Raw genomic sequence first — 23,875 nt, 5'->3', positions numbered from 1 at the left:
GCCCGCCACCGGCGGCGGCCACCCGCAGGCGACTGCACCGCCGAGGTGCGCTGGCTATAGTTCCGCGGCTCTTTCATCCAACCCGACAGCCGACGGAGACACCCATGCGTATCTGGCAGAAACCCATCTCGATCGAGGAACTCACCCGCAGCCATGTGGGCACCGTGGGCGGCCACATCGGCCTGGAGTTCGTGGAGATCGGCGACGACTACATCGTCGGCCGCGTGCCGGTGGACGCCCGCACCATCCAGCCCTACGGCATCCTGCACGGCGGCGTGTCGGTGGTGCTGGCTGAGACGCTGGGCTCCTGCGGCGCGCACTATTCGGTGCCCGAAGGCGAACGCACGGTCGGGCTGGACGTCAATGCCAATCACCTGCGCGCGGCCTCCAAGGGCTGGGTCACAGGCACCGCCCGGCCGGTGCACCGCGGCCGCAGCACCCACGTATGGCAGATCGAATTGCGCAACGACGAGGGCGAGCTGACCTGCGTCTCCCGCCTGACCATGGCGGTGCTGCAGCCGCGCTGAGCGGCCGGCGCCGCGCCCCCACCGAACAACCAACAACAAACACCCCGAGGAGAAACCCATGAGCCTTTTCCAGTGGCGCGAAGTCGCCATGACGGGCAACACCGTCGTCGCGCCCGATGAGCGCCTGTCCTGGCCGCAGACCGGCGCCATGGGCGTGCAGCACGTCATCGCCATGTTCGGCGCCACGGTGCTGGCGCCCATCCTGATGGGCTTCAACCCCAACGTGGCCATCCTGATGAGTGGGCTGGGCACGCTGATGTTCTACCTGCTCACCGGCGGGCGCGTGCCGAGCTACCTGGGCTCGAGCTTCGCCTTCATCGGCGTGGTGATCGCCGCCACCGGCTACGGCGGCCAGGGGCCCAATGCCAACCTGCCGGTGGCGCTGGGCGGGATCATCGTCTGCGGCCTGGTGTATTTCGGCATCGGCCTCCTGGTGCAGGCCATCGGCACCGGCTGGATCGAGCGCTTCATGCCGCCTGTGGTCACCGGCGCGGTGGTGGCCGTGATCGGCCTCAACCTGGCGAGCGTGCCGATCAAGAACATGGCAGCCGGCAACTTCGACAGTTGGATGCAGGCCATGACCTTCCTGTGCGTGGGCCTGGTCGCCGTGTTCGCGCGCGGCATGCTGCAGCGCCTGCTGATCCTGGCCGGTCTGCTGCTGGCCAGCGTGGTCTATGCCGTATTGGCGAATGGCCTGGGCCTGGGCAAGCCGCTGGACCTGTCGGGCGTGGCCGCCGCGGCCTGGGTGGGCATGCCGGCCTTCACCGGCCCGCGCTTCGACACCGGCGCCATGCTGCTGATCGCGCCCGTGGCCATCATCCTGGTGGCCGAGAACCTGGGCCACCTCAAGGCCGTCACGGCCATGACCGGCCGCAACCTCGACCCGCTGATCGGCCGCGCCTTCATGGGCGACGGCTTGGCCACCATGGTGAGCGGCGCGGCCGGCGGCACGGGCGTCACCACCTATGCCGAGAACATCGGCGTGATGGCCGCCACGCGCATCTATTCCACCGCCGTGTTCGTGGTGGCGGCCGTGATCGCGCTGGTGCTGGGCTTCAGCCCCAAGTTCGGCGCGCTGATCCAGGCCATTCCGCTGCCGGTGATGGGCGGCGTGTCGATCGTGGTGTTCGGCCTGATCGCCGTGGCCGGCGCCAAGATCTGGGTCGACAACCGGGTGGACTTTGCGGACAACCGCAACCTGATCGTGGCCGCCATCACGCTGATCCTGGGCACGGGCGACTTCACGCTCAAGTTCGGCCAGTTCGCGCTGGGCGGCATCGGCACCGCCACCTTCGGGGCGCTGCTGTTGTGGGCCATGCTGGGCCGCAACGCAAACGCCCGGTCACATTGAGGGCCCCTTCGCGGCGCCGCCGGGCGGTGCTGCGCCGTTAGACTTCGAAGGTTTCGCCAGTGTGGCGAAACCTTTTTTTCATTCACCCTCCATTTCTCCCCACCGTCCCTCGATGGCCGATGCTTCCGCCGCACGCGCACGCGCGGTTTTCGAATTCAAGAGCGCCACGCTGCCCCTGGTGGCGGTGATCCTCAAGACCGCCGACCTGTCCGTGCTGACGGCCGCGCTCGACGCGCAGCTGGCCGATTCGCCCGATTTCTTCGAGCAGGAGCCGGTGGTGATCGACCTCTCCCAGCTGCCCGAGGACGAGGCCGCCCGCAGCATCGACTTCAGGAAGCTGCGCACCATCCTCTCGCGGCACCAGACCCAGCCCGTGGCCGTGCGCGGCGCCGATGCGCGCCACGCCCAGGCGGCGCGCGCCGCGGGCCTGGCCATCGCTGCCCTGCCCGGCCCGGCCCCCGCACGGCCGCCCGAGCCGCCCAGCCCCGCGCCGCAGATCGTGCGCGAGGTGCCGGTGCCGCAAGGTGGCACGCTGCTGATCGACCGGCCGTTGCGCTCGGGCCAGCAGGTCTATGCCCGCGGCGGCGACGTGATCGTCACCGGCCTGGTGAGCTTCGGCGCCGAGGTCATTGCCGACGGCAATGTGCATGTGTACGCGCCGCTGCGCGGCAAGGCCATCGCCGGGGCGCGGGGCGACACCGGCGCGCGCATTTTCACCACCTGCCTCGAAGCGCAGCTGGTGGCCGTGGCCGGCGTCTACCGCACCTCCGAAGTGGCCCTGCCCCCCGACGTGGCCGGCAAGCCCGCGCAGATCCGCCTGCAGGACGACAAGCTTCTGCTGGAAGCCATCACCGGTTGATGGCTCCCCGCAAAAAACCCCCCATTCCCCAGCGCAACAAGCGGCGCGAACCAGTCAAAAAAGGATTCAGGCAAATGACCAAGATCGTGGTGGTGACCTCGGGCAAGGGCGGCGTCGGCAAGACGACCTCCAGCGCGAGCTTCTCGTCGGGCCTGGCCCTCGCGGGCAAGAAGACGGCCGTGATCGACTTCGACGTGGGCCTGCGCAACCTGGACCTGATCATGGGTTGCGAGCGCCGCGTGGTGTACGACTTCGTCAACGTGATCCAGGGCGAGGCCAACCTGACGCAGGCCCTGATCAAGGACAAGCTGTGCGACAACCTGTTCGTGCTGGCCGCCTCGCAGACGCGCGACAAGGAAGCGCTGACGCAGGAGGGCGTGGGCCGCGTGCTGGAAGAGCTCAAGACGATGGACTTCGACTACATCGTCTGCGACTCGCCCGCCGGCATCGAGACCGGCGCGCTGATGGCCATGCACTTCGCCGACGAGGCGCTGGTGGTGACCAACCCCGAGGTGTCCTCCGTGCGCGACTCCGACCGTATCCTGGGCATGCTCAGCTCCAAGACCAAGCGGGCCAAGGACGGCGCCGAGCCGATCAAGGAGCATCTGCTCATCACCCGCTACAACCCCAGCCGCGTGGCCGACGGCCAGATGCTGTCGCTGGAGGACATCCAGGACATCCTGCGCATTCCGCTGATCGGCGTGATCCCGGAGTCGGAGTCGGTGCTGCAGGCCTCCAACCAGGGCATCCCGGCGGTGCACGACAAGGAGAGCGACGTGGCCCAGGCCTACCTGGACGTGGTGGCGCGCTTCCTCGGCGAAGACCGTCCCATGCGTTTCACCGAAGCGGCCAAGCCCGGCTTCTTCAAGCGAATCTTCGGGAGGTAAGGCGCATGTCCTTCCTCTCCTTCCTGCTGGGCGAGAAGAAGAAGTCCGCGGCCGTCGCCAAGGAACGGCTGCAGATCATCCTGGCCCACGAGCGCGGCATCAACGCGCGCCGGCCCGACTACCTGCCGCAGTTGCAGCGCGAGTTGCTGGAGGTGATCTCCAAGTACGTGTCGATCAAGGCCGAGGACATCAAGGTGCACCTGGAGAAGCAGGACGCACTGGAAGTGCTCGAGGTCAAGATCGAGCTGCCCGACCTGCCGACCGCCGGCTCCACGCCCGCCGCCCGCTGACGCCCGGGCTTTGCGCCCGCGGCGGCTGCGGTTATCGTGGCCGCTCCACCGTATTCACCGAATGGAGAGACGCCCGATGGCCACCCGCAAGACCTCCTCGTCCACGTCCGCCGGCGGCGCCGGCCCGCTGCCCGATCCCATGGCCGCGCTGGCCGGCATGCAGGAGGCCGCGACCAAGTCGCTGCAGGAGATGGCCCAGCGCATGCAGGGCATGGACGTGACCGGCACCGCCGCCCTGCTGCTGGAGAACGGCCGCAAGGACATGGAGGCGATGGTCAAGGCCAGTTCGATGGCGCGCGAGGGCCTGCAGAGCGTGGTGCAGCGCCAGACCGAGATGCTCAAGCAGTCCATCGAGCAGTGGCGCGACACGCTGCAGGCGATGCCCGGCCAGGACATGAAGGCCCAGCTCGGCAAGATCGACAGCATGGGCCGCGCCGGCTTCCAGCAGGCGCTGGAAGACATCCGCGAGCTGGCCGACCTCACCGCGAAGTCCCAGGCCGAAGCCTTCGAGATCGTGCGCCAGCGCGTCAACGAGAACGTGGAACAGGCCCGCCAGCTGCTGGCCCAGGGCATGGACGCGCACAAGAAGCGCTGAGTCTGCAACCCTCAGACCCCATGAAAAGAGCCTCCCGCGGGAGGCTCTTTTATTTGGTTGGTAGAGAACGCACGATCATCCGCTCGCCGACAACCTCGACCCCACGACTGCACGAGAGGCCGCGGAGCAGGCCACGCCAGCGGCTCCCGCGGAACCGGCTCTGCCGGGCCGCTGGGAGCGCCCCCCGGCAGGGGGGTCGGCGAAGCGGCACGCAGTGCCGCGCAGCCTGGGGGGCGAGCTCATGTCGCTGGCTTGTCGCTCAAGGCCTGGAGGTTGTCCTTGAGCTCCTTGCTCATCGGCAGCCCGATGGCCTGGTTCTTCGGCGGGATCGGGCCCATGAACCACTTGGCGTACATCTTCTCGAACTCGCCCGACTTCATGAGGCCGGTGAAGACGCCGTCCACCAGCGCCTTGAACTTCGGATCGTCCTTGCGCAGCATGCAGGCATAGGGCTCCACCTGCAGCGCCTCGCCCACCACCTCCAGGCTGGCCGGATCCTTGGCGTTGGCCTTCAAGCCGAAGAGCAGGATGTCGTCCATCGGGAAAGCCGCGGCGCGATCGCTCTCGACCAGCAGCAGCGCATCGGCATGGTCCTTGGTGCCGATGATGTCCAGGTCCAGCTTCTTCTCCTCGTTGTACTTGCGCACGACCAGCATGTTGGTGGTGCCGGTGGTGATGGCCACCTTCTTGCCCTTGAGGTCGGCCCAGTCCTTGATGTTGGAACTCTTCTTCACCAGCGCGCGGGTGCCGGTGTAGAAGTGGTTGATGGCGAAGGCCACGTCCTTGCCGCGGGCGGTGTTGTTGGTGGTGGAGCCGCACTCCAGGTCGATGGTGCCGTTGGTCAGCAGCGGGATGCGGTTCTGCGAGGTGACGGGCATCAGCGCCACTTCCAGGTTGGGCTTGTTGAGCTGCTTCTTGACCTCGGCCACCACGGCATTGCTCAGTTCCACCGCGAAGCCGATGGGCTTGCCGGGCGCTTCCAGGTAGCTGAAGGGCACCGAGGACTCGCGGTAGGCCAGGGTGATCTTGTTGTCCTTGTCGATCTTGGCCAGCGTGTCCTGGCCCTGGGCCTGGGCGGCCTGCAGGCTGGCGATGCCCAGCAGGGCGGCGGTCATGAGGGGGGAAAGCTTCATGGAAACCTTTCTGTCGAAGATGCGTGTGAAGGAAGCGAGCACGACGGAAGAAGACGGACTCGTCAGGGACCCAAGCAAGGCGCCGGCCAGTGTGGCCGCAGGACCGGGCCGCCGCTCATGGTTTTTTCGCGGCCGGCCATGCCCAAAGCTTATGGATGCGCGCCGCGCCCCATGAGCTCGCGGCATGGCCCTGGATGGCTTTGGCATTGGCGGCGCGCAGGCACGCTCCGTAGAGTGCGGGTTCACCCTGACGGGCCAGCCCGCCGCCCTCTTCCGCGTCCCCTCTCTTCCGTCCGCACACTACCATGCACATCTGCATCCTCGGCGCCGGCATCGTCGGCCTGGCCACCGCGTGGGAACTCCAGGCCCAAGGCCATACCGTGACGGTGCTGGACCGTGCAGCGCCCGGAAGCGGCACCAGCAGCGGCAATGGCGCGCAGCTGAGCTACTCCTATGTGGCGCCGCTGGCCGATGCCTCCATCTGGGGCCAGTTGCCGCATCTGATGTTCTCGGCCGATTCACCGCTGAAGCTGCGCCCCCAGCTGGACCCGCAGCAGTGGCGCTGGGGACTGGGCTTCATGGCGGCCTGCAACGACCGCAGCGCGGCACGCACGACGCAGGCCCTGCTGCAGCTGGCCGCTGCGAGCCGCGAGGGCTTCGAGGCCATGCGCGCGCAGCTTCAACCCGACTGCGACTTTGCCGAGGCCGGCAAGCTGGTGCTCTACGGCAGTGCCGCGGGCGTGGAGGCGGCACGTCGGCAGGTGGCGCTGCAGCAATCGCTGGGCGGCGCGGCGCAGCGCGTGGTGACGCCGGACGAGGCCGTCGCGCTGGAACCCGCCCTCGCCGGCTATCGCGGCCGCTTCGCCGGCGCGGTCTACACCGCGAGCGAGTGCGTGGCCGATTGCCTGAAGGTGTGCCAGGCACTCGCTGCGGCGCTGCAGGCGCGCGGGGTGCAGTTGGTCACGGCCGAGGTGCAGGGCTTCGAAGCCTCGCGTGGCCGTGCCAGGGCGGTGCGCACGCGCGAGCAAGGCGCCATCGCCGCCGATGCCTTCGTGATCGCCGTCGGCACCGCCGCGGCGCGCTTCGGCCGCATGCTGGGCGCCTATTTGCCGGTCTACCCGCTCAAGGGCTACAGCATCACGCTGCCGGTGCACGACACGCCCGGCGCCGCGCCGGTGGTGAGCGTGACGGACACGACGCGCAAGACGGTGTTCGCGCGCATCGGCCAGCGGCTGCGCGTGGCCGGCATGGCGGAGCTGGTGGGCGAGGACCTGCGCATCCCGCCCGCGCGCATCGCCACGCTGCAGGCGGCCACGCAGACCGTGTTTCCGCATGCCGCGGTGCAGGGCGCCGACCCGCAGCCCTGGGCGGGCCTACGGCCGGCCACGCCCAGCGGACTGCCGCTGGTGGGCCATGCCGGGCGCGCACCGGCCAACGTGCTGTTCAACGTCGGCCATGGCGCGCTGGGCTTCACGTTGGCCTTCGGCACGGCGCGCCAGGTGGCGCACCGGCTGGCGGCCGACACGGCCCTGGTACCGGCCTGAAGGAACCACGGGAACGGCGCCGGCACGCCCGTCCGCGGGCACGACGCAGGCCTGCGCACGCCCCTGGGCTGCGTCAGAAGCGGTAGGTGGCCGACAGGTAGGTCACCACGGGGTTCAGCTTGAGCCGCGCCTCGCTGGTGAGCAGCGGCAGGCCGGTCGCCGTGGTGGTGGTCAGCGTCGCCTTGGTCTTGAGCGGGATGTACGAGACCGACAGCGAGATGCCCCAGTGCCGGTCGAACTGCCAGGCCGCGCCCACGTTGAACACCGGCGCGAAAGAGCTGTCGAGCTTGGCCGAGGTCACGGTGCTCAGCGGCGGCCGGCCGGCCAGGCCGCCGACCGCGCTCTGCAGGCCCGGCGTCAGGCTCACGTCGCTGTACCAGACATAGGTGCCCCCTGCGCCGACGAAGGGCCGGAAGGCGTCGTTGCCGTTGCCGAAGTAGTACTTGCCCAGGATCGTGGGACTCCATTGCCGCGCCTCGCCCAGCTGGCCGACCCGCGCCAGCGTGCCTTCGCCATTGAGCTTGAACTTGGGCGGCACGCCGAGCACGCCTTCCACGGCCCAGTTCGGGTCGATGAAGTAGACGGCGCTCAGCCCCAGGGTGTCGGCACTGCTGACACCGGCGCCGGAGCCCGGTACCACGCTGGGAATGGGCGAGGTCACCGTCAGCGGCTTGCTGGAGTCGCGCGGGGAGAAATGGAGCCAGCCGGCGCCCATGACCCAGTCGCCCGCCTGCTGGGCCAGCGCCGGGGTGGTGGCCAGGCCGCCCAGGGCGGCGAGGATCAGAGTCTGGAGGAGTCGTTGTTGTCTCTGCATGGAAGAGTCCTTTGGATGAGGGATGCGTGCCGTCCCCGGGTCGGCTCCGGGGCGGAGCCGACGATGCGAACGACCGTTCGCTTTTTATCCCAATTCCGGGGTGGACGCCGTCAGGACTTGTCTTACACACGCGAGCAGCGTGCGCATGGGCACCGACTCGCCGGCCTGCTCGGCCCGCAGCACGCGCACCGGCACCGGCAAGGCCGGCGCCAGCGCCAGGCGGTCGACCTTGGCCGAGTCGGCCGACAGCGCCGTGCAGCCGTCCACCAGCGCCGCGCCCAGGCCGTGGTGGGCCATGGCCAGCGCCGCGTGGTAGGTCTGCACCGTGACCACCGCCTGCAGGCCGACGCCGGCCTCGCGGCAGGCCTGGGCCACGCCCAGGCCCAGCGGGTCGCGGCCATCCAGCGCGATCACAGGCACGTCGGCCAGATCGGGCAGCGAGAGCCGGCCCGCCTTCACCAACGCCGCCGGCAGCAGGCCGCGCGGTGCCACGCAGACCATGCGGCTGTCGGCCACCGGCTCGTTCACCAGGCCCGCATGCGGCAGCGCACTGAAGGCGAAGCCGATGTCCGCCTCGCGCAGCAGCAGGGCCGAGACGATCTGCGGCGTGTGCAGGGCCTCCACGCGGATCGCGACCGCCGGATGCCGGGCGCGGAAGGCGACCAGCGCCCTCGGCAGCACCTCGTGGGTCAGCGCCATCACCGCCAGGATGCGCAACTCGCCCGCCACTTCGCCGCCATGGCGCAGCTGGCTGGCCAGGCGCTGCACCTCGTCGAGCTGCGCGAACAGCCGCTCGATGCGCGGATACAGCGCCTGCGCCTCGGCCGTGGGAATGAGCCGCCCCTTGGCACGCCGGAACAGCGCGAAGCCCAGCTGCAGCTCGGCATGCTGCAGGGTGCGGCTGACCGCCGGCTGCGTGACGTTGATCAGCCGCGCCGCCGCGCTCACGCTGCCGGTGAGCATCACGGCATTGAAGACCTCGATGTGGCGCAGGCGCATGCGGCGCTGTCAGTCGCCGGAGGCCGACGCGTCCTGCGCCGCGCGTGCCATGCGCTCGCTCTTCCAGTAGACGTCGTCGCCGCCATCCATGCGGTTGAGCACCCGGGCCAGCACGAAGAGCAGGTCCGACAGCCGGTTGAGGTAGCGCCGCGGCGCATCGTTGACCACCTCCACGGCACCCAGCGCGACGATGGCGCGCTCGGCCCTGCGCGCCACGGTGCGGCACACATGGGCCTGCGATGCGGCGCGCGTGCCGGCCGGCAGGATGAACTCGGCCAGGCGCGGCAGCGCGGCGTTGTGTGTCTCCAGCGCCTGGTCCAGCTGCAGCAGCGCCTCGTCCTTGAGCAGCGTGTAGCCAGGCATGGCCAGTTCGCCGCCAAGGTTGAAGAGCTGGTGCTGCACATCGACCAGCAGCTCGCGCACGTCAGCGGGCAGCGGCTCGCAGAGCAACAGGCCGATGTGGGAATTGAGCTCGTCCACGTCGCCCATGGCATGCACGCGCAGGTGGCCCTTGGAGACGCGGGTGTTGTCACCCAGGCCGGTGCTGCCGTCGTCGCCGGTGCGGGTGGCGATCTGGGTGAGGCGGTTGCCCATGCGGAATCCTTCCTTGACTGCGGTTCCTAGAATGGTAGACCCGCGCCGGCATACGCCCGGCCGCCTGAAGGAGACACCCCATGAACGCCCCCGCCGACCTCGCCCGCCTGCATCCCGCCGTGGCACCGCGCCCGGTGCCCGAGTCGCTGCTGGCCGCGCTACGCGAGCGCTTCGGCACGCAATGTTCCACGGCGATGGCCGTGCGCGAGCAGCATGGGCGCGACGAGTCGCCCTTCGACGTGCCGCCGCCCGCGGCCGTCGTCTTTGCCGAAAGCACGCGCGACGTGGCCGATGCGGTGAAGCTCGCTTCGGACGCGGACGTGCCCGTGATCCCCTTCGGCGTGGGCTCTTCGCTGGAAGGCCACCTGCTGGCCGTGCAGGGCGGCATCAGCATCGACCTGTCGCGCATGAACCAGGTGCTGGCGGTGAATGCCGAGGACCTCACCGTGACCGTGCAGCCGGGCGTGACCCGCCGGCAACTCAATGAGGAGTTGCGTTCCAGCGGCCTCTTCTTTCCCATCGACCCGGGGGCGGATGCTTCCATCGGCGGCATGACCGCCACGCGCGCCAGCGGCACGAATGCCGTGCGCTACGGCACCATGCGCGAGAACGTGCTGGCGCTGGAGGTGGTGACGGCCAGAGGCGAGACGATCCGCACCGGCACGCGCGCCCGCAAGTCCTCGGCCGGCTACGACCTCACGCGGCTGATCGTCGGCAGCGAAGGCACGCTGGGCATCGCCACCGAAATCACGCTGCGCATCTATCCGTTGCCCGAGGCGGTCTCGGCCGCCATCTGCTCCTTCCCGAGCATCGAGGCGGCGGTGCACACCACCATCCAGGTCATCCAGCTGGGCGTGCCGATCGCGCGGGTGGAGCTGATCGACGTGAACTCGGTGCGCATGGTCAATGCGCATTCCAAGCTGAGCCTGCGCGAGCAGCCGATGCTGCTGATGGAGTTCCACGGCTCGCCCGCCGGCGTGCAGGAGCAGGCCGAGACGGTGCAGGCCATCGCCAGCGAGATGGGCGGCAACGACTTCGAATGGGCCACGACGCCGGAGGAGCGCACCCGGCTGTGGACGGCGCGGCACAACGCCTACTTCGCGGCCGTGCAGTCGCGCCCCGGCTGCCGCGCGGTGACCACCGACACCTGCGTGCCGATCTCGCGCCTGGCCGACTGCCTGCTGGCCTCGGTGGACGAGGTGGACGCCAGCGGCATCCCCTACTTCCTGGTGGGCCACGTGGGCGACGGCAACTTCCACTTCGGCTACCTGATCGATCCGCACGACCCCGACGAGCGCCTGCGCGCCGAGCAGCTGAGCCACAACCTGGTGTCGCGCGCCATCGCGATGGGCGGCACCTGCACCGGCGAGCACGGCATCGGGCTGCACAAGATGGGCTTCCTGATCGACGAGGCCGGCGAAGGCGCGGTGGCGATGATGCGCACACTGAAGAAGGCGCTGGACCCGAAGAACATCCTCAATCCGGGGAAGATCTTCAGTCTGTAGCGCATGCCGCGGCGGACCCCGGCTTCTACAAGCTCAGCCTGAACGGTGGTGGGAAGAAGCCGGCGTCCACCGGCTCCGCCCTTACTTCTTCTGTCGCGGCGCCGAGGTCTGCGACGGCGCCACACCGCCATCCACGCCCAGCCGGCCACCGCCGCCCAGGCCCTGGCCGCGCACCGTCTGCGCCTGGTAGTTGCGCAGCGACACCACCATCTGGTTGTAGGCGTCCATGAAGGCGGCGCTGATCACCTTGCCCTGCGCCGTGTTGGCATAGCCGCCCACCGCACCGCCCGCCCGGCTGCCGAAGAGCGAGCCCATGGCGCCGAAGTCGGTCTTGGAGGCGCTGCCTTCGGCCGCCGCGATCTGCACGCCCGAGCGGTTGTCGATCAGGGTCAGCATCGTGCTGGCTTCCTTGGTCTGCATGCTGCCGCCCACGGCCGCCAGGGCACGGCCCCGGTTGCCGCCGATCAAGCCGCCCAGCGTGCCGCCGATGCCACCCGCGTCGTTGTTGTTGAAGACGACCTCGGGCGACAGGCCGTAGTCCGAGGCCACCATCTGGCCGCGGCCGAAGTTGCTGCCCTGGCGCATCTCGCCCGACTGCATCAATGCGCGCTCGCGGCTCATGGCGTTCATGCCGGCGGCGCCGCGCTCCACCACCACGAAGCAGTTGGACTGCTGGATCATCAGCCGCAGCAGGTTGGCCGTGGGCGGCAGCTTGTACTGGTTGGTCAGCACCGTGTACCAACCGGCCGACTGGTTCTCGATGAGGGAGACGGTGCCCAGCGGCGACTCGCAGCGCTCCAACTGGCCGCTGGCGTTGACGCTGGTGCCACCCGCCGCGCCGCCGGTGGCCACGGTCTTGGCGGACTGGCTGCCCATCTGCAGGTCGGTGGTCTGGCAGCCGGCCAGGGCCAGCAGGCCGGTCAATGCCAGGGCAAGGCGGGGAAGAATGGGCGTCGTCGAATTCATGGTCGGCCTCTCGCGGGTTGGAGACATGCCGTCGTGCCAGGGCAGACGGTGCGGCCGCAGCTTATCGGTGCGCCTGTGCACCACGCATCCGACGAAAGTGGAAGGCGGCGGCATAGAACTGCCGCGCCCATCTTGCGGGTCGCCTATCCCGCCGTGGAGCCACGCAGCCGTTCGATCAGGCCATTCAGCGCATCCAGCGAGCCGAAGTGGATCGCCAGCTCGCCGCTCATCTGCGTCTGGCCGCCGCGCTTGCTCTGCTTCTTGATGCGCACCTCGACGGCGGCGGTGAGCAGGTCGGCCAGTTCCTCCTCCACGCGCTGCAGGTCGCGCGGCTTCTCGGGCGCGGCGCGCTGGGCCTGGGGCTGCAGGCTGAATTCGGCCGACAGCTTCTTGACCAGGCCCTCGGTCTCGCGCACCGACAGCTTGCGGGCCACGATCTGGTTGGCGGCCGTGATCTGCGCGGCGCGGTCCAGCGCCAGCAGCGCGCGCGCATGGCCCATGTCCAGGTCGCCGGCCATCAGCAGGCCCTGCACCGGGTCGGCCAGGTTGAGCAGGCGCAGCAGGTTGCTGGCCGCGCTGCGCGAACGGCCCACGGCCTGGGCGGCCTGTTCGTGCGTGAGGCCGAACTCGCTCACCAGCCGCTGCAGGCCCTGCGCCTCTTCCAGCGGATTGAGGTCCTCGCGCTGGATGTTCTCGATCAGCGACATGGCCGCGGCGGCCTCGTTGGGCACGTCGCGCACCAGCACGGGCACGCTGTCCAGGCCAGCGATCTTGGCGGCGCGGAAGCGGCGCTCGCCGGCGATGATTTCGTATTCGGCGTTCTTGGCAGCGGCCTGCTCGGCATCGAGCCGGCGCACCAGGATCGGCTGCATGATGCCCTGGGCCTTGATGCTCTCGGCCAGCTCGTACAACGCGCCCTCGTCCATGCGGGTGCGGGGCTGGTAGACGCCCGCCACCATCTGGTTCAGGGCCAGGGTGCTGGGATTGCCGTCGCGCCGCGGCGTGGCGGACTCTGCCTCGGCCGTGGCCGCGTCGTCGGTATTGCGGCCTGCGGCGGGGCCCAGCAGGGCTTCGAGGCCGCGTCCGAGGCCCTTGGGTTTCTTGGTTGCCATCAGCAGGAAGAAGAAGTGGGTTGCGGGGGCTGGATGAGCGCATCCAGCAGGGCGCGGCCTTCCGGCCAGTCACCCAGGCCCGAGTCGGCGTTGAGATGGCCGCGGGCGCCGGCATCCACGAAGCGGGCGCCCCAGTGGCGCGCCAGCTCGCGGGCCTTGTCGGCGTCGCAATAAGGGTCATCGGTGGCGCCCACCAGCACGGCCGGGAAGGGCAAGGCCTGGCGCACGATGGGCGCCCAGCCGGGAATCTGGTGGCGCAGCGATTCGCGCTCGACGTCGCCGGGCGCCACCAGCAGCGCGCCACGCACACGGGCCGTGTGGCGCGAATGGGCGGCCCAGGCCGCGGTCAGGATGCAGCCCAGGCTGTGGGCGGCCAGTACCACCGGCCCGGGCGCCGCGAGGATCTCTTCCTCCAGCCGCGCACACCAGTCGCCGCGCAGCGGGCGCATCCAGTCGTGCTGCTCGACGCGGTGGTCGCCATGCAGCGCCTCCCAGCGCGTCTGCCAGTGGCCGGGTCCGCTGTTCTGCCAACCTGGCAGCAGGAACACGGTGGCCGGCTCGGTAGGATGTGGATTCATTGCTATGAAAAGCGTAGCGATCAGGCGGCCGGCGGAGGCACGTCGCCCGCCTCGTCCGGGGCCGCGTCCGCCTGCTCCTCGCCCGCCACGGCATGCAGCACCGGCACCGTCTGCGGTGCGGGCGGCGTGGGCGCGGCCGTGGCGCTGGCCGGCGGCATCTTGCGCACCAGTTCCTCGGCGAAGGCCACATAGGCCTGGCTGCCGCGCGCGCCGGCGTCGAAGACCACGCCGGGCAGGCCATAGCTCGGCGCCTCGGCGAGGCGCACATTGCGGGGAATGACGGTGTCGAACACCTTGTCGCCGAAGTGCGCCTTGAGCTGGTCGCTCACCTGCTGCTGCAGCGTGATGCGCGGATCGAACATCACCCGCAGCAGGCCGATGATCTGCAGGTTCTTGTTGAGGTTGGCGTGCACCTGCTTGATGGTGTTGACCAGATCGGTCAGGCCTTCGAGCGCGAAGTATTCGCACTGCATGGGCACGATCACGCCATGGGCGGCGCACAGGCCATTGAGCGTCAGCAGGCTGAGCGAGGGCGGGCAATCGATGAGCACGAAGTCGTACTCGGCGCCAACGGCGGCCAGCGCGGTGCGCAGACGCTTCTCGCGGCGGTCCAGGGCGACCATCTCCACCTCGGCGCCCGCCAGTTCCCGATTGGCGGCGAGAACGTCATAGCCGCAGGCCTCGACCGATACGCGGGCTTCGGCCACCGAGGCCGATTCGAGCAGCACGTCGTAGACGGTGTACTCGGCGTTTCGCTTGTCGATGCCCGAACCCATGGTCGCGTTGCCCTGCGGATCCAGGTCGATCATCAGCACACGCTGGCCGACCTTCGCCAGGCCGGCGGCGAGGTTGACGGTGGTGGTGGTCTTGCCCACCCCACCTTTCTGGTTGGCGATGCAGAAGATGCGGGCCATGTCGCTGGATTCCTGATGTCGGCGGCGGGGTGGGAGGGTTTACTGGCTCAGTGCCAGCTTGACGCCGAAAGCCACCAGCACGCCGCCCGCCGTCTTTTCGAGCAGGCTGGACAGGCGGCGGTTGGCGCGCAGCTTGTCGGCCAGATGGCGGGTGAGCAGCACGGCCACCAGTCCGTAGCCGAAGGTGAGGGCCGCGATGGTCAACGACATTGCAGCGAAGGTCAGCATGCCGCGGTGGTGAGCGGGATCGATGAAAAGGGGAAAGAAGGCCATGTAGAACACGATGGCCTTCGGATTCAGGAGGGTGATCGCCAGCGACTGCCGCAGGTAATGGCCGGGACGGATGTCGATCACCGCCTTGTCACCGGGACGTGCCCGCAGCATCCGGAGCCCCATCCACGCCAGGTAGCCGGCGCCCAGCCATTGCACGGCGTGGAAGGCTGCCGGGTAGGCCGCCAGCAACGCAGCCACGCCCGCGACGGCGGACCACATCAGCACCTGGTCACCCAGGATCACGCCCAGCGTGGCCGCCAGACCCCCACGCACGCCGCCCTTGGCCGTGGAACTCACCAAGGCCAGGTTGCCCGGACCGGGAATGGCCAGGAACACGAGGATGGCGGCGACAAAGGCGCCGTAGTCGGAGATGCCGAACATGGGAGTGAGCTGCGGGAGGGAGCGGGGAGTCTACGCGAGCAAGGCGACGGAGCTGCCGTTTGGCAGCCGCTTGCAGGCGAGTCAGCTTTGTTTTTTGCGCATCCAGACGATGCAGCGCTCGGCATCCAGGCCGGGGACGACGAGTTGTTCCACGTGAAACACATCCACGGAGGTCTGAAGGCGCTCGATCTCCTCTTCTGGCCGCTTTCCCTTCATCGCCATCCAGACGCCTTCGGGAATCAGAAGCTGGGCAGAGCCATCCACGAAATCGACCAGCGACGCAAAGGCCCGCGAAGTAATCACGTCGTAGCGACCTTCCAGTGTCTCCACGCGCGCGTGGAGGCCGCGAAGTCGAGGCAGTTGCAGAGCGCCCGCCATCTGCTGCACAAAGGCCATCTTCTTGGCGACGGCATCCAGGCAATGCACTTCCAGGTCGGGCCGGCAGATGGCAATCACGACCCCAGGCAGGCCGGCACCCGAGCCCACGTCCAGCAGGCGCCCTGCCCCCGGCTGCTGTCGCCCCAGGGCCGGAACGGCTGCGAGGCTGTCCAGCAGGTGGTGGGTGATGACAAGCGTGGGATCGCGCAGTGCCGTGAGGTTGTAGACCTTGTTCCACTTGAGGATGGCACTGCCGTAGTCCAGCAGCTGACGGATCTGCGCATCGGTCAGGTCCAGTCCCAGCGTCCGCGCGCCCTCCTCCAGTTGTTCGCGTTGCGCTTGGCTCACGACACTCATGCGGGCACCGTCCCCGTGTCCTTCTGCTGGAAGGCCTTGTAGCCACCCTTGCGCAGATGAATCATCAACAAGGAAATCGCCGCAGGCGTGATGCCGGAGATGCGCGACGCCTGCCCCAGGGTTTCCGGCCGGTGCTTGCTGAGCTTCTGCCGCACCTCGATGCTGAGTGCCTGAACCTGCATGTAGTCGAGGTCGTCCGGCAGGCGCAGGCTCTCGAAGTGCGCCGCGCGCTGCACCTCCTCGTGCTGCTTCTCGATGTAGCCCGCGTACTTGGCCGCGATCTCCACCTGCTCCACTTCGTCCGGTGCCAACGGCTGCGCGGGCCGGTACTTGCCGCCGTCCAGCGACAACAGGCTGTCGTAGCTGATGTTCGGCCGGCGCAGCAGATCGCCCAGGTTGTATTCGTGCTCGATGGCCTTGCCCAGAACCCGTTCGGACTCGCTGGCCGGCAGGTTGCGGGGATTCACCCAGGTCGATTTGAGCCGCTCTGTTTCACGTGAAACAGCGTCGCGCTTCCGGCAGAAAGCGTCCCATTGCGAATCGCCCACCAGCCCCAGCTGACGGCCCGCTTCGGTCAGGCGCATGTCCGCGTTGTCCTCGCGCAGCTGGAGTCGGAACTCGGCCCGGCTGGTGAACATGCGGTAGGGCTCGGTCACGCCCTTGGTGATCAGGTCGTCCACCAGCACGCCCAGGTAGGCTTCGTCCCGCCGGGGCACCCAGGCCTCCCTCTCCTGGCACAGCAGCGCGGCGTTCAGACCGGCGAACAGGCCCTGCGCCGCGGCCTCCTCGTAGCCAGTGGTGCCGTTGATCTGCCCGGCAAAGAACAGTCCCTGGATCGCGCGCGTCTCGAAGCTGCTCTTCAGACCGCGCGGGTCGAAGTAGTCGTACTCGATGGCATAGCCCGGCCGCAGGATGTGGGCGTTCTGCAGGCCCGGCATGCTGCGCACCATGGCCAGCTGGATATCGAAGGGCAGGCTGGTGGAGATGCCGTTGGGGTAGTACTCGTGGGTCGTCAGGCCTTCGGGCTCCAGGAAGATCTGGTGGCTGTCCTTGTCCGCGAAGCGGTTGATCTTGTCTTCCACGCTGGGGCAGTAGCGGGGGCCCACGCCGTCGATGCGGCCGGTGAACATGGGCGAGCGGTCGAAGCCGGAGCGGATGATGTCGTGCGTCTGCGCATTGGTGTGCGTGATCCAGCACGGCATCTGCTGCGGATGCATGTCGGCCCGGCCCATGAAGCTGAACACCGGCATGGCGGGATTGCCGCCGCCGGGCATGCCGTCGCCCGGCTGTTCCGTGCACTGGGAAAAGTCGATGGTGCGGCCATCGATGCGCGGCGGCGTGCCGGTCTTCAGGCGTCCCTGCGGCAGCTTGAGTTCCTTGAGCCGCGCCGACAGGCTGACCGCAGGCGGGTCCCCTGCCCGGCCGGCCTGGTAGTTGTCCAGGCCGACGTGGATGCGGCCATCCAGGAAGGTACCGGCCGTCAGCACGACGGTCCGCGCGCGGAAGGCAATGCCCACCTGCGTGACCGCGCCGACCACGCGGTCACCCTCCAGCAGCAGATCGTCCACGGCCTGCTGAAACAGCGTGAGGTTGGGCTGGTTCTCCAACCGATGCCGGATCGCGGCCTTGTACAGGATGCGGTCCGCCTGCGCCCGGGTGGCGCGCACGGCCGGTCCCTTGCTGGAATTGAGGATGCGGAACTGGATGCCCGCCTCGTCGGTCGCGATGGCCATGGCGCCGCCCAGGGCGTCCACTTCCTTGACCAGATGGCCTTTGCCGATGCCGCCGATGGACGGATTGCAGCTCATCTGGCCCAGGGTTTCGATGTTGTGCGTGAGCAGCAGCGTGCGGCAGCCCATTCGGGCCGCGGCCAGCGCCGCCTCGGTGCCGGCGTGGCCGCCACCGACGACGATCACGTCGAAGGAATCGGGATGGATGTACATGAGGAATGTCTCGAAAAGAAGGTGTCGGAGGTGGCTCAGGCCTCGATCAACTCGGTGCGCAAGCCGACGGCGGCGGCTGCGGCCGCCTGGCGCCGATCGGCCGTCACGAACAGATCCACACCCGCCGCCTGTGCCGTGCCGATGGGCAGCGCATCGAAGGCATGGAGCCGGGTCGCTTCCATGGCCGCCATGGCCAGCGCCTCGACGCGCCGGTCCATGGCCATGCATTCCAGCTCGGCAAAGTCTTCGTGGATGATCGCCATAATGCGGCGGTAGTCCTCATCGGCCAGCACGCCTTCGTGGCGCTGCCGGTTGAGGGCGCTGGCGATCTCGGCCTTGCAATGGGCCGCCACCACCACGGCGGAGGCCTGGTCGCTCAGTGCGAGCAGTTGCTCCCGGCCGGGTTCGGCGATGTAGCGCTTGGCCAGCGCCGAGGCATCGAACAGCACGCGCATGGCTCAGGCGCCCCGCTCGCGCTCGTCGATGATGAGCTGGGCGCCCGTGCGGCCATCGGGGCGCACCAGCTGCAGCGGTTCGATGGGCTGCTTCCAACGCGGAACGCGGGCCACCGGCTCGGCCGCCTCGCCCACCGGCACCAGATCGGCCACCGGCCGGCCGTGGCGCAGGATGCGCACGCGCTCGCCACGCTCGACGAGATCGAGCATGGCCGACGCATTGGCACGGAACTCACTCAGAGGAAGGGTGTGCATGAATGTACAAAATCGGCGTTTTGTACATTCTAGGAAAGACCGCAATCCCTTTGCCGGCCTAAGGGTGCGCGGACCGGCCCCAAAAACAAAAGAGCGCAGGGATCACCTGCGCTCTCTTATCGGGGAGGGGACCTCGGCCCCCAGGTCCGGCAACTCAGGCCGTGGCCAGTTCGCGGACGGGCTGAGCCGCGGTGGTCGCCGCGCGCTTGCGGCGGCTCACAGGCAGCTGCCAGTTGCGCTGGGTGACCTCGATCACATGGCGCACCCGGTCCTTTGGAGACACCAACGCGCCGATCCGGCGCGTCCCTGCAATGGAACGGAGGATGTCCAGCGTGTCCACGGTGTTCAATCCAGCACCTTCTTGGCGGCGCCCACGCCCAGCGCGGCCAGCACCACGAACACCACGGCCATCAGCAGGAACAGGCCGAACAGCAGCTTGGCGATGCCGGCGGCACCGGCGGCCACGCCGCCAAAACCCAGGGCACCCGCCACCAGAGCGATCAGGGCAAAGATCAGTGCGTACTTGAGCATGGTTGACTCCTTTGTCGTCTCGTTGTGCGGCGAGCATTCGACTGAGCCTGCCGCGGTGCCTGAAGCGTAGTTGCGGCCTGTGCACCAAGCTGGACAGTGCCGCCCGCATGACCCCGTAGGACAAGCTCGCGCGCCGATCCAAGTACATTCGCGCTGCCGTGCAGGCCGCCACCGGACTGCACGCCACGCTCTCGCTTCCAGACCTTTTCCAACAGAAGGAGCCCTCTCCATGAAGCTGTATTACTCCCCCGGCGCCTGCTCGCTCTCCCCGCACATCGCCCTGCGCGAAGCCGGCCTGGCCTTCGAGCCGGTGCTCGCCAGCACCAAGTCGCACAAGCTGCAGGATGGCACCGACTACTACGGCATCAATCCGCTGGGCTACGTGCCGATGCTGGAACTGGACGACGGTACCCGCCTGCGTGAAGGCCCGGCCATCGTGCAGTACATCGCCGACCAGGTCCCCACCAAGAATCTGGCGCCCGCCAACGGCACGCTGCAGCGCTACCGCCTGCAGGAATGGCTGACCTTCATCGGCACCGAGATCCACAAGGGCTTCAGCCCGCTGTTCAACCCGGCCGTGCCCGAAGACACCAAGAAGGTCTTCGCCGACAAGCTGCGCACGCGCTTCCAGTGGCTGGACAGCCAGCTTGAAGGCAAGGACTACCTGATGGGCGAGCACTTCAGCGTCGCCGACGGCTACCTGTTCACCACCGTCAACTGGGCCAAGCCGATGAACATCGACCTGAGCGCCTACAAGCACCTGCTGGCCTGGCATGCGCGCGTGGGCGCGCGTCCGGCCGTGCAGGAAGCGCTCAAGGCCGAAGGACTGCTGAAGTAAGGCAGGGTCCATTGGCCGATCAGGGCGGGCGACGTGCCAAGCGCGACGCCCGCCTTTTTTTGGGCGGCCCGGCCGGCACGCCTACACCGAAAACCACAACCCTGCCGTAGCGCCGTCACTGGCCGTGACCTACCCTGCCGCCTTCGTCTTTCTCATCCCCACTTCAACACCCGAGCCATGAGTTCTTCCCTCTTCGACCCCGTCCAGGCCGGCGACCTCCAGCTCGCCAATCGCATCGTGATGGCACCGCTGACGCGCAACCGTTCGCCCAACGCCATCCCCAAGCCGATCACGGCCACCTATTACGCGCAGCGTGCCACCGCCGGCCTGCTGATCACCGAGGCCACCGCCATCAGCCACCAGGGCCAGGGCTATGCCGACGTGCCGGGCCTCTATGGCACCGAGCAGCTGGACGGCTGGAAGCGCGTCACGCAGGCCGTGCACGAGGCCGGCGGCAAGATCGTCACCCAGCTGTGGCACGTGGGCCGCGTGTCGCACGACAGCCTGCAGCCCGACGGCCAGCCGCCGGTCGCGCCCTCGGCCATCGCCGCCAAGACCAAGACCTACCTGATCGACGCGCAGGGCAACGGCAGCTTCGCGCCCACCTCCACGCCCCGCGCGCTGGACCTGGAAGAGCTGCCCGGCATCGTCCACACCTTCGCCGCCGCTGCCCGCAACGCCGTGGAGACCTGCGGCTTCGACGGCGTGGAGATCCATGCCGCCAATGGCTACCTGCTGGACCAGTTCCTCAAGGACGGCGCCAATAAGCGCACCGACGACTACGGCGGCAGCATCGAGAACCGCGCACGCCTGCTGCTGGAATGCACCCGTGCCGTGGTCGACGCGGTAGGCGGCGGCAAGGTGGGCATCCGCCTGTCGCCGGTCACGCCGGCCAACGACATCGTCGACAGCGATCCGCAGCCGCTGTTCGACCACGTGGTCCGCCAGCTGGGCCCGCTGGGCTTGGCCTATGTGCACGTGATCGAAGGCGCCACCGGCGGCCCGCGCGACGTCGAGGGCCGGCCCTTCGACTACGAGGCGCTGAAGAAGGCTTATCGCGAGGCGGGCGGCAAGGGCGCCTGGATGGTCAACAACGGCTACACCCGCGAGCTGGCCGAGGAAGCGGTGAAGAAGGGCGCCGATCTGGTCGCCTTCGGCCGCCCCTACATCGCCAACCCGGACCTGGTGCGCCGCCTGAAGGAGAACGCCCCGCTCAACACGCCGGACACCAAGACCTTCTACGGCGGCGGCGAGAAGGGCTACACGGACTATCCGACGCTGAGCTGAAGCGTCAGAGACTGCCGGCGTGCGCGCTGGCAGGCATGGACCGGAAGGGCAGCCTCGGCTGCCCTTCTGTCATTCCGACCGCTGGCCCGACGAAGCCGGCCGCCAACGCCGCAGCAACAAGGCATTGGCCATCACGCTGACGCTCGAGGCCGCCATGGCCGCACCGGCCACCACCGGGCTGAGCAGGCCGAAGGCCGCGAAGGGGATGCCGACCACGTTGTAGGCGAAGGCCCAGAACAGGTTCTGCCGGATCTTGGCCACCGTGCGGGCCGACAGGTCGAAGGCCTGAGCCACGAGGGCCAGATCGCCGCGCATCAGGGTGATGCCCGCGGCTTCCATGGCCACGTCGGTGCCGTTGGCCATGGCCAGGCCCACATCGGCCGCAGCCAGCGCAGGTGCGTCGTTGGCGCCGTCGCCCACCATGGCGACCACGCGTGCGCCGCCTTCCTTCAAGGCCGCCACGGCGGCCGCCTTGTCGGCCGGCAGCACCTGTGCCCGCACGTCCTCGGCCGCGATGCCCACGCGCCGGGCCAGCGCCTGCGCGGCACGCGCGTTGTCGCCGGAGATCATCACCACCCGCAGCCCGCGCGCACGCAGGGCCGCCACCGCCTCCGCCGCCCCCGGCTTGGGCTCATCGGTGAAGCCGAGCAATGCCTCGACCGCCTTCACCCGCTCACCCTCCGCATCGAGGCTCAGCAGCGCGGACACCGAGGAACCTGTGGACAACAGCGCCTCGACCTTTTCCGGTGGCAAGGCAGCACCCAATTCCTCGCACCAGCGCAGGCTGGCGAGCGCCCAGGGCGCGCCGTCGATCACGGCGCGGATCCCGCGGCCCGGCACGGCGCGAACTTCGAGTGCCTCGTCGGGCGCGAGGCCCCGCGACTTCGCGGCCTCCATCACCGCCCGGGCCAGCGGATGTTCGCTGCCCTGCTGCAGCGTGGCAGCGATGCGCAGCACCTGCCCTTCGTCCAAGGTCCCCGTCGCGTCGAGCCGGCTGAGCTGCGGCTGTCCGCGCGTGAGCGTGCCCGTCTTGTCGAAGGCCACTGTATCCACCCGGTGCGCGCGCTCCAGCGCCGTCGCGTCCTTGATCAGGATGCCGTGGCGTGCGGCGACGCCGGTGCCGGCCATCACCGCCACCGGCGTCGCCAGGCCCAGCGCGCAGGGGCAGGCGATCACCAGCACGGCCACCGCGTGGATCAGCGCCGTTTCAAGCGGCGCACCGCCCAGGAACAGCCAGCCCAGCAGCGTCAGCAGCGCCAGGCCCAGCACGACCGGCACGAAGACGGCAGCCACCCGGTCCACCAGTCGCTGGATGGGCGCCTTGGCGGCTTGCGCGTCCTCCACCAACCGGATGATGCGGGCCAGCACGCTTTCCGTGCCGACAGCCAGCACCTCCACCACCAGGCGGCCGGCGCCATTGACCGAACCGCCCGTCAGCCGGCTACCGGCCGACTTGGCCACGGGCAGAGGTTCGCCCGTGAGCATGGATTCGTCCACTTCCGACTCGCCTTCCAGCACGCGGGAATCGGCCGGGATGCGTTCGCCGGGCCGCACGGCCAGCCGGTCGCCCACCATCACCTCGACCAAGGGAACATCGCTTTCCTCGGTGCGGCGACCACGCGACTGCAACAGGTGCGCCGTCTCGGGCCGCAGTTGCTGTAGCGCACGGATGGCCGACGTGGCCTGCCGCTTGGCGCGCGCCTCCAGCCACTTGCCCAGCAGCACCAGCGCGATCACGACCGACGAGGCTTCGAAATAGAGATGGGGTTCGCCGCCGTGCGCGCCATGCAGGCTGGCGCGCCACCAGAGCCACAGCGACAGCCCGAAGGCAGCGCTGGTGCCCAGGGCGACCAGCAGGTCCATGTTGCCGGTGCCAGCCCGCGCCGCATGCCAGCCTGCGCGGTAGAAGCGCGCGCCCAGGACGAACTGCACCGGCGCCGCCAGCAACAGTTGCAGCCAGGCGGGCAGCATCCAGTCCAGCCCGAAGGGCATCCCCAGCATGGGCAGCACCAGAGGAGAGGACAGCAGCAGCGCCGCGGCCACCGGGCCGAACCCTGCCCATGGCCCCGCCTCCGCTTCTGCCTGCGTCGCCTCGGCACTCCGCGGTTCGTAGCCGGCTTGCCGGACGGCGCGCCGCAGCCGGAGTGCGGCATCGGCACCGTCGTCGCCCGACCAGCGGACGCGGGCCGATTCCGTTGCCAGGTTCACGCTGGCCTCCTGCACACCCGGCACCTGGCGCAGGGCCTTTTCCACACGGGACACACAGGAGGCACACGTCATGCCGCCGATGCCGAGGTCCAGCGTCTGCGCTGCCCCCGGGACGGGCGCGGTGTCGATCGAAGATGCATTCATGGACGCAAGCCTACGGCTTGACACGGTGGCAAGGTCAAGACGTCCTCGCCACGTCGACGGACATCGGAAATGCGCAGCACGGCGCCAAAAGGGTTTTGTTGCCTTGACCTTCACATCGTGTCAAGGTCCACACTCCAGGGTGTTCCCTTTTTTTTAG

26 protein-coding genes are annotated in these 23,875 nt (G+C 68.9%); 10 read left to right on the top strand and 16 right to left on the bottom strand.

Annotated elements, in window-relative coordinates; all coding sequences use genetic code 11:
• Nucleotides 1-104: 104 nt before the first annotated feature.
• From ABIC63_RS06570 to phaP, 6 genes are all read left to right on the top strand, one after another.
• Entirely contained in the window at nucleotides 105-527 is a 423-nt protein-coding gene (locus ABIC63_RS06570; RefSeq protein ID WP_076505104.1) for a PaaI family thioesterase, read from the top strand.
• Nucleotides 528-585: 58 nt separating this feature from the next.
• Entirely contained in the window at nucleotides 586-1,878 is a 1,293-nt protein-coding gene (locus ABIC63_RS06565; RefSeq protein ID WP_354319138.1) for a solute carrier family 23 protein, read from the top strand.
• A gap of 112 nt (nucleotides 1,879-1,990) precedes the next feature.
• Entirely contained in the window at nucleotides 1,991-2,737 is a 747-nt protein-coding gene (gene minC, locus ABIC63_RS06560; protein ID WP_354319137.1) for a septum site-determining protein MinC, read from the top strand.
• 74 nt (nucleotides 2,738-2,811) lie between these two features.
• Entirely contained in the window at nucleotides 2,812-3,624 is an 813-nt protein-coding gene (gene minD, locus ABIC63_RS06555) for a septum site-determining protein MinD (protein WP_294366158.1), read from the top strand.
• Nucleotides 3,625-3,629: 5 nt separating this feature from the next.
• Nucleotides 3,630-3,914, top strand: coding sequence for a cell division topological specificity factor MinE (gene minE, locus ABIC63_RS06550; RefSeq protein ID WP_017759337.1), 285 nt, complete (start codon nucleotides 3,630-3,632; stop codon nucleotides 3,912-3,914).
• Between the two features lie 76 nt (nucleotides 3,915-3,990).
• Nucleotides 3,991-4,509, top strand: a complete 519-nt coding sequence (gene phaP / locus ABIC63_RS06545; RefSeq protein ID WP_354319136.1) for a TIGR01841 family phasin — start codon at nucleotides 3,991-3,993, stop codon at nucleotides 4,507-4,509.
• A gap of 239 nt (nucleotides 4,510-4,748) precedes the next feature.
• Here the strand turns inward: phaP and ABIC63_RS06540 are convergent, their stop codons facing one another.
• Nucleotides 4,749-5,642 (bottom strand): transporter substrate-binding domain-containing protein, encoded by an 894-nt coding sequence (locus tag ABIC63_RS06540; RefSeq protein ID WP_354319135.1) that lies wholly within the window; start codon nucleotides 5,640-5,642, stop codon nucleotides 4,749-4,751.
• A 305-nt stretch (nucleotides 5,643-5,947) separates the two neighbouring features.
• On the opposite strand from ABIC63_RS06540, the gene ABIC63_RS06535 reads away from it, so the two are divergent.
• Nucleotides 5,948-7,186 (top strand): D-amino acid dehydrogenase, encoded by a 1,239-nt coding sequence (locus tag ABIC63_RS06535; protein WP_354319134.1) that lies wholly within the window; start codon nucleotides 5,948-5,950, stop codon nucleotides 7,184-7,186.
• 73 nt (nucleotides 7,187-7,259) lie between these two features.
• On the opposite strand, the gene ABIC63_RS06530 is transcribed toward ABIC63_RS06535, so the two are convergent.
• The 3 genes from ABIC63_RS06530 to ABIC63_RS06520 all read right to left on the bottom strand — a co-directional run bounded on the left by ABIC63_RS06530 (nucleotide 7,260) and on the right by ABIC63_RS06520 (nucleotide 9,593).
• On the bottom strand, nucleotides 7,260-8,000 hold the full coding sequence (locus tag ABIC63_RS06530; RefSeq protein ID WP_354319133.1) for an OmpW/AlkL family protein: 741 nt from the start codon (nucleotides 7,998-8,000) through the stop codon (nucleotides 7,260-7,262).
• Between the two features lie 84 nt (nucleotides 8,001-8,084).
• The gene (locus ABIC63_RS06525) at nucleotides 8,085-8,999 is read right to left on the bottom strand and encodes a LysR family transcriptional regulator (protein ID WP_354319132.1); all 915 of its coding nucleotides are present in this window, start codon (nucleotides 8,997-8,999) and stop codon (nucleotides 8,085-8,087) included.
• 9 nt (nucleotides 9,000-9,008) lie between these two features.
• Nucleotides 9,009-9,593 (bottom strand): cob(I)yrinic acid a,c-diamide adenosyltransferase, encoded by a 585-nt coding sequence (locus ABIC63_RS06520; protein ID WP_294366164.1) that lies wholly within the window; start codon nucleotides 9,591-9,593, stop codon nucleotides 9,009-9,011.
• A gap of 80 nt (nucleotides 9,594-9,673) precedes the next feature.
• Here ABIC63_RS06520 and ABIC63_RS06515 point away from each other — a divergent pair, with 80 nt between their 5' ends.
• Entirely contained in the window at nucleotides 9,674-11,098 is a 1,425-nt protein-coding gene (locus ABIC63_RS06515) for an FAD-binding oxidoreductase (protein ID WP_294366167.1), read from the top strand.
• An 81-nt stretch (nucleotides 11,099-11,179) separates the two neighbouring features.
• Here ABIC63_RS06515 and ABIC63_RS06510 read toward each other — a convergent pair whose 3' ends face one another.
• From ABIC63_RS06510 to ABIC63_RS06460, 11 genes are all read right to left on the bottom strand, one after another.
• Nucleotides 11,180-12,064, bottom strand: a complete 885-nt coding sequence (locus ABIC63_RS06510; protein ID WP_354319131.1) for a CsgG/HfaB family protein — start codon at nucleotides 12,062-12,064, stop codon at nucleotides 11,180-11,182.
• A gap of 143 nt (nucleotides 12,065-12,207) precedes the next feature.
• On the bottom strand, nucleotides 12,208-13,176 hold the full coding sequence (locus tag ABIC63_RS06505; protein ID WP_354319130.1) for a ParB/RepB/Spo0J family partition protein: 969 nt from the start codon (nucleotides 13,174-13,176) through the stop codon (nucleotides 12,208-12,210).
• Nucleotides 13,176-13,754, bottom strand: coding sequence for an RBBP9/YdeN family alpha/beta hydrolase (locus ABIC63_RS06500; protein WP_294366172.1), 579 nt, complete (start codon nucleotides 13,752-13,754; stop codon nucleotides 13,176-13,178). The genes ABIC63_RS06505 and ABIC63_RS06500 overlap by 1 nt, the downstream gene beginning before the upstream one ends.
• A gap of 20 nt (nucleotides 13,755-13,774) precedes the next feature.
• Complete coding sequence (locus ABIC63_RS06495; RefSeq protein WP_294366174.1) at nucleotides 13,775-14,668, bottom strand: ParA family protein; 894 nt, start codon at nucleotides 14,666-14,668, stop codon at nucleotides 13,775-13,777.
• A gap of 39 nt (nucleotides 14,669-14,707) precedes the next feature.
• A complete protein-coding gene (locus ABIC63_RS06490; protein WP_114801741.1) occupies nucleotides 14,708-15,322 on the bottom strand; it encodes a LysE family transporter in 615 nt (204 codons plus the stop codon).
• A gap of 81 nt (nucleotides 15,323-15,403) precedes the next feature.
• A complete protein-coding gene (rsmG, locus tag ABIC63_RS06485; protein ID WP_354319129.1) occupies nucleotides 15,404-16,057 on the bottom strand; it encodes a 16S rRNA (guanine(527)-N(7))-methyltransferase RsmG in 654 nt (217 codons plus the stop codon).
• Nucleotides 16,054-18,000 carry a tRNA uridine-5-carboxymethylaminomethyl(34) synthesis enzyme MnmG gene (gene mnmG / locus ABIC63_RS06480; RefSeq protein WP_354319128.1) on the bottom strand — a complete coding sequence of 649 codons (1,947 nt, stop codon included), beginning with the start codon at nucleotides 17,998-18,000 and terminating at the stop codon, nucleotides 16,054-16,056. The genes rsmG and mnmG overlap by 4 nt, the downstream gene beginning before the upstream one ends.
• Before the next feature lie 35 nt (nucleotides 18,001-18,035).
• Nucleotides 18,036-18,455, bottom strand: coding sequence for a type II toxin-antitoxin system VapC family toxin (locus ABIC63_RS06475; RefSeq protein ID WP_294366180.1), 420 nt, complete (start codon nucleotides 18,453-18,455; stop codon nucleotides 18,036-18,038).
• A gap of 3 nt (nucleotides 18,456-18,458) precedes the next feature.
• Complete coding sequence (locus ABIC63_RS06470; protein WP_017760147.1) at nucleotides 18,459-18,710, bottom strand: type II toxin-antitoxin system Phd/YefM family antitoxin; 252 nt, start codon at nucleotides 18,708-18,710, stop codon at nucleotides 18,459-18,461.
• 154 nt (nucleotides 18,711-18,864) lie between these two features.
• Nucleotides 18,865-19,050, bottom strand: a complete 186-nt coding sequence (locus ABIC63_RS06465; protein WP_294366182.1) for a hypothetical protein — start codon at nucleotides 19,048-19,050, stop codon at nucleotides 18,865-18,867.
• Between the two features lie 5 nt (nucleotides 19,051-19,055).
• Nucleotides 19,056-19,241 (bottom strand): DUF1328 family protein, encoded by a 186-nt coding sequence (locus ABIC63_RS06460; RefSeq protein ID WP_114801744.1) that lies wholly within the window; start codon nucleotides 19,239-19,241, stop codon nucleotides 19,056-19,058.
• Between the two features lie 229 nt (nucleotides 19,242-19,470).
• Here ABIC63_RS06460 and gstA point away from each other — a divergent pair, with 229 nt between their 5' ends.
• Complete coding sequence (gstA, locus tag ABIC63_RS06455; RefSeq protein WP_294366183.1) at nucleotides 19,471-20,079, top strand: glutathione transferase GstA; 609 nt, start codon at nucleotides 19,471-19,473, stop codon at nucleotides 20,077-20,079.
• 177 nt (nucleotides 20,080-20,256) lie between these two features.
• On the top strand, nucleotides 20,257-21,366 hold the full coding sequence (locus ABIC63_RS06450; RefSeq protein WP_354319127.1) for an alkene reductase: 1,110 nt from the start codon (nucleotides 20,257-20,259) through the stop codon (nucleotides 21,364-21,366).
• 69 nt (nucleotides 21,367-21,435) lie between these two features.
• Here ABIC63_RS06450 and ABIC63_RS06445 read toward each other — a convergent pair whose 3' ends face one another.
• Complete coding sequence (locus ABIC63_RS06445; protein ID WP_354319126.1) at nucleotides 21,436-23,718, bottom strand: heavy metal translocating P-type ATPase; 2,283 nt, start codon at nucleotides 23,716-23,718, stop codon at nucleotides 21,436-21,438.
• Nucleotides 23,719-23,875: the final 157 nt, after the last annotated feature.

This window comes from Pseudacidovorax sp. 1753, from assembly GCF_040544975.1.
In the GTDB taxonomy this organism is placed as follows: Bacteria; Pseudomonadota; Gammaproteobacteria; order Burkholderiales; family Burkholderiaceae_C; genus Xenophilus.
The sequence above is the reverse complement of the archived record's forward strand: the minus strand, read 5'-3'. Positions and strand labels throughout refer to the sequence as shown.

Coding starts and splice junctions, on each gene's coding strand:
- gstA (WP_294366183.1), top strand. CDS start 19,471: ATGAAGCTGTATTACTCCCCCGGCGCCTGCTCGCTCTCCCCGCACATC.
- minC (WP_354319137.1), top strand. CDS start 1,991: ATGGCCGATGCTTCCGCCGCACGCGCACGCGCGGTTTTCGAATTCAAG.
- ABIC63_RS06540 (WP_354319135.1), bottom strand. CDS start 5,642: ATGAAGCTTTCCCCCCTCATGACCGCCGCCCTGCTGGGCATCGCCAGC.
- ABIC63_RS06475 (WP_294366180.1), bottom strand. CDS start 18,455: ATGCGCGTGCTGTTCGATGCCTCGGCGCTGGCCAAGCGCTACATCGCC.
- ABIC63_RS06515 (WP_294366167.1), top strand. CDS start 9,674: ATGAACGCCCCCGCCGACCTCGCCCGCCTGCATCCCGCCGTGGCACCG.
- mnmG (WP_354319128.1), bottom strand. CDS start 18,000: ATGTACATCCATCCCGATTCCTTCGACGTGATCGTCGTCGGTGGCGGC.
- ABIC63_RS06525 (WP_354319132.1), bottom strand. CDS start 8,999: ATGCGCCTGCGCCACATCGAGGTCTTCAATGCCGTGATGCTCACCGGC.
- ABIC63_RS06535 (WP_354319134.1), top strand. CDS start 5,948: ATGCACATCTGCATCCTCGGCGCCGGCATCGTCGGCCTGGCCACCGCG.
- ABIC63_RS06565 (WP_354319138.1), top strand. CDS start 586: ATGAGCCTTTTCCAGTGGCGCGAAGTCGCCATGACGGGCAACACCGTC.
- phaP (WP_354319136.1), top strand. CDS start 3,991: ATGGCCACCCGCAAGACCTCCTCGTCCACGTCCGCCGGCGGCGCCGGC.
- ABIC63_RS06490 (WP_114801741.1), bottom strand. CDS start 15,322: ATGTTCGGCATCTCCGACTACGGCGCCTTTGTCGCCGCCATCCTCGTG.
- ABIC63_RS06460 (WP_114801744.1), bottom strand. CDS start 19,241: ATGCTCAAGTACGCACTGATCTTTGCCCTGATCGCTCTGGTGGCGGGT.
- ABIC63_RS06510 (WP_354319131.1), bottom strand. CDS start 12,064: ATGAATTCGACGACGCCCATTCTTCCCCGCCTTGCCCTGGCATTGACC.
- ABIC63_RS06450 (WP_354319127.1), top strand. CDS start 20,257: ATGAGTTCTTCCCTCTTCGACCCCGTCCAGGCCGGCGACCTCCAGCTC.
- ABIC63_RS06495 (WP_294366174.1), bottom strand. CDS start 14,668: ATGGCCCGCATCTTCTGCATCGCCAACCAGAAAGGTGGGGTGGGCAAG.
- rsmG (WP_354319129.1), bottom strand. CDS start 16,057: ATGAGTGTCGTGAGCCAAGCGCAACGCGAACAACTGGAGGAGGGCGCG.
- ABIC63_RS06570 (WP_076505104.1), top strand. CDS start 105: ATGCGTATCTGGCAGAAACCCATCTCGATCGAGGAACTCACCCGCAGC.
- ABIC63_RS06505 (WP_354319130.1), bottom strand. CDS start 13,176: ATGGCAACCAAGAAACCCAAGGGCCTCGGACGCGGCCTCGAAGCCCTG.
- minD (WP_294366158.1), top strand. CDS start 2,812: ATGACCAAGATCGTGGTGGTGACCTCGGGCAAGGGCGGCGTCGGCAAG.
- ABIC63_RS06520 (WP_294366164.1), bottom strand. CDS start 9,593: ATGGGCAACCGCCTCACCCAGATCGCCACCCGCACCGGCGACGACGGC.
- ABIC63_RS06470 (WP_017760147.1), bottom strand. CDS start 18,710: ATGCACACCCTTCCTCTGAGTGAGTTCCGTGCCAATGCGTCGGCCATG.
- ABIC63_RS06500 (WP_294366172.1), bottom strand. CDS start 13,754: ATGAATCCACATCCTACCGAGCCGGCCACCGTGTTCCTGCTGCCAGGT.
- minE (WP_017759337.1), top strand. CDS start 3,630: ATGTCCTTCCTCTCCTTCCTGCTGGGCGAGAAGAAGAAGTCCGCGGCC.
- ABIC63_RS06445 (WP_354319126.1), bottom strand. CDS start 23,718: ATGAATGCATCTTCGATCGACACCGCGCCCGTCCCGGGGGCAGCGCAG.
- ABIC63_RS06530 (WP_354319133.1), bottom strand. CDS start 8,000: ATGCAGAGACAACAACGACTCCTCCAGACTCTGATCCTCGCCGCCCTG.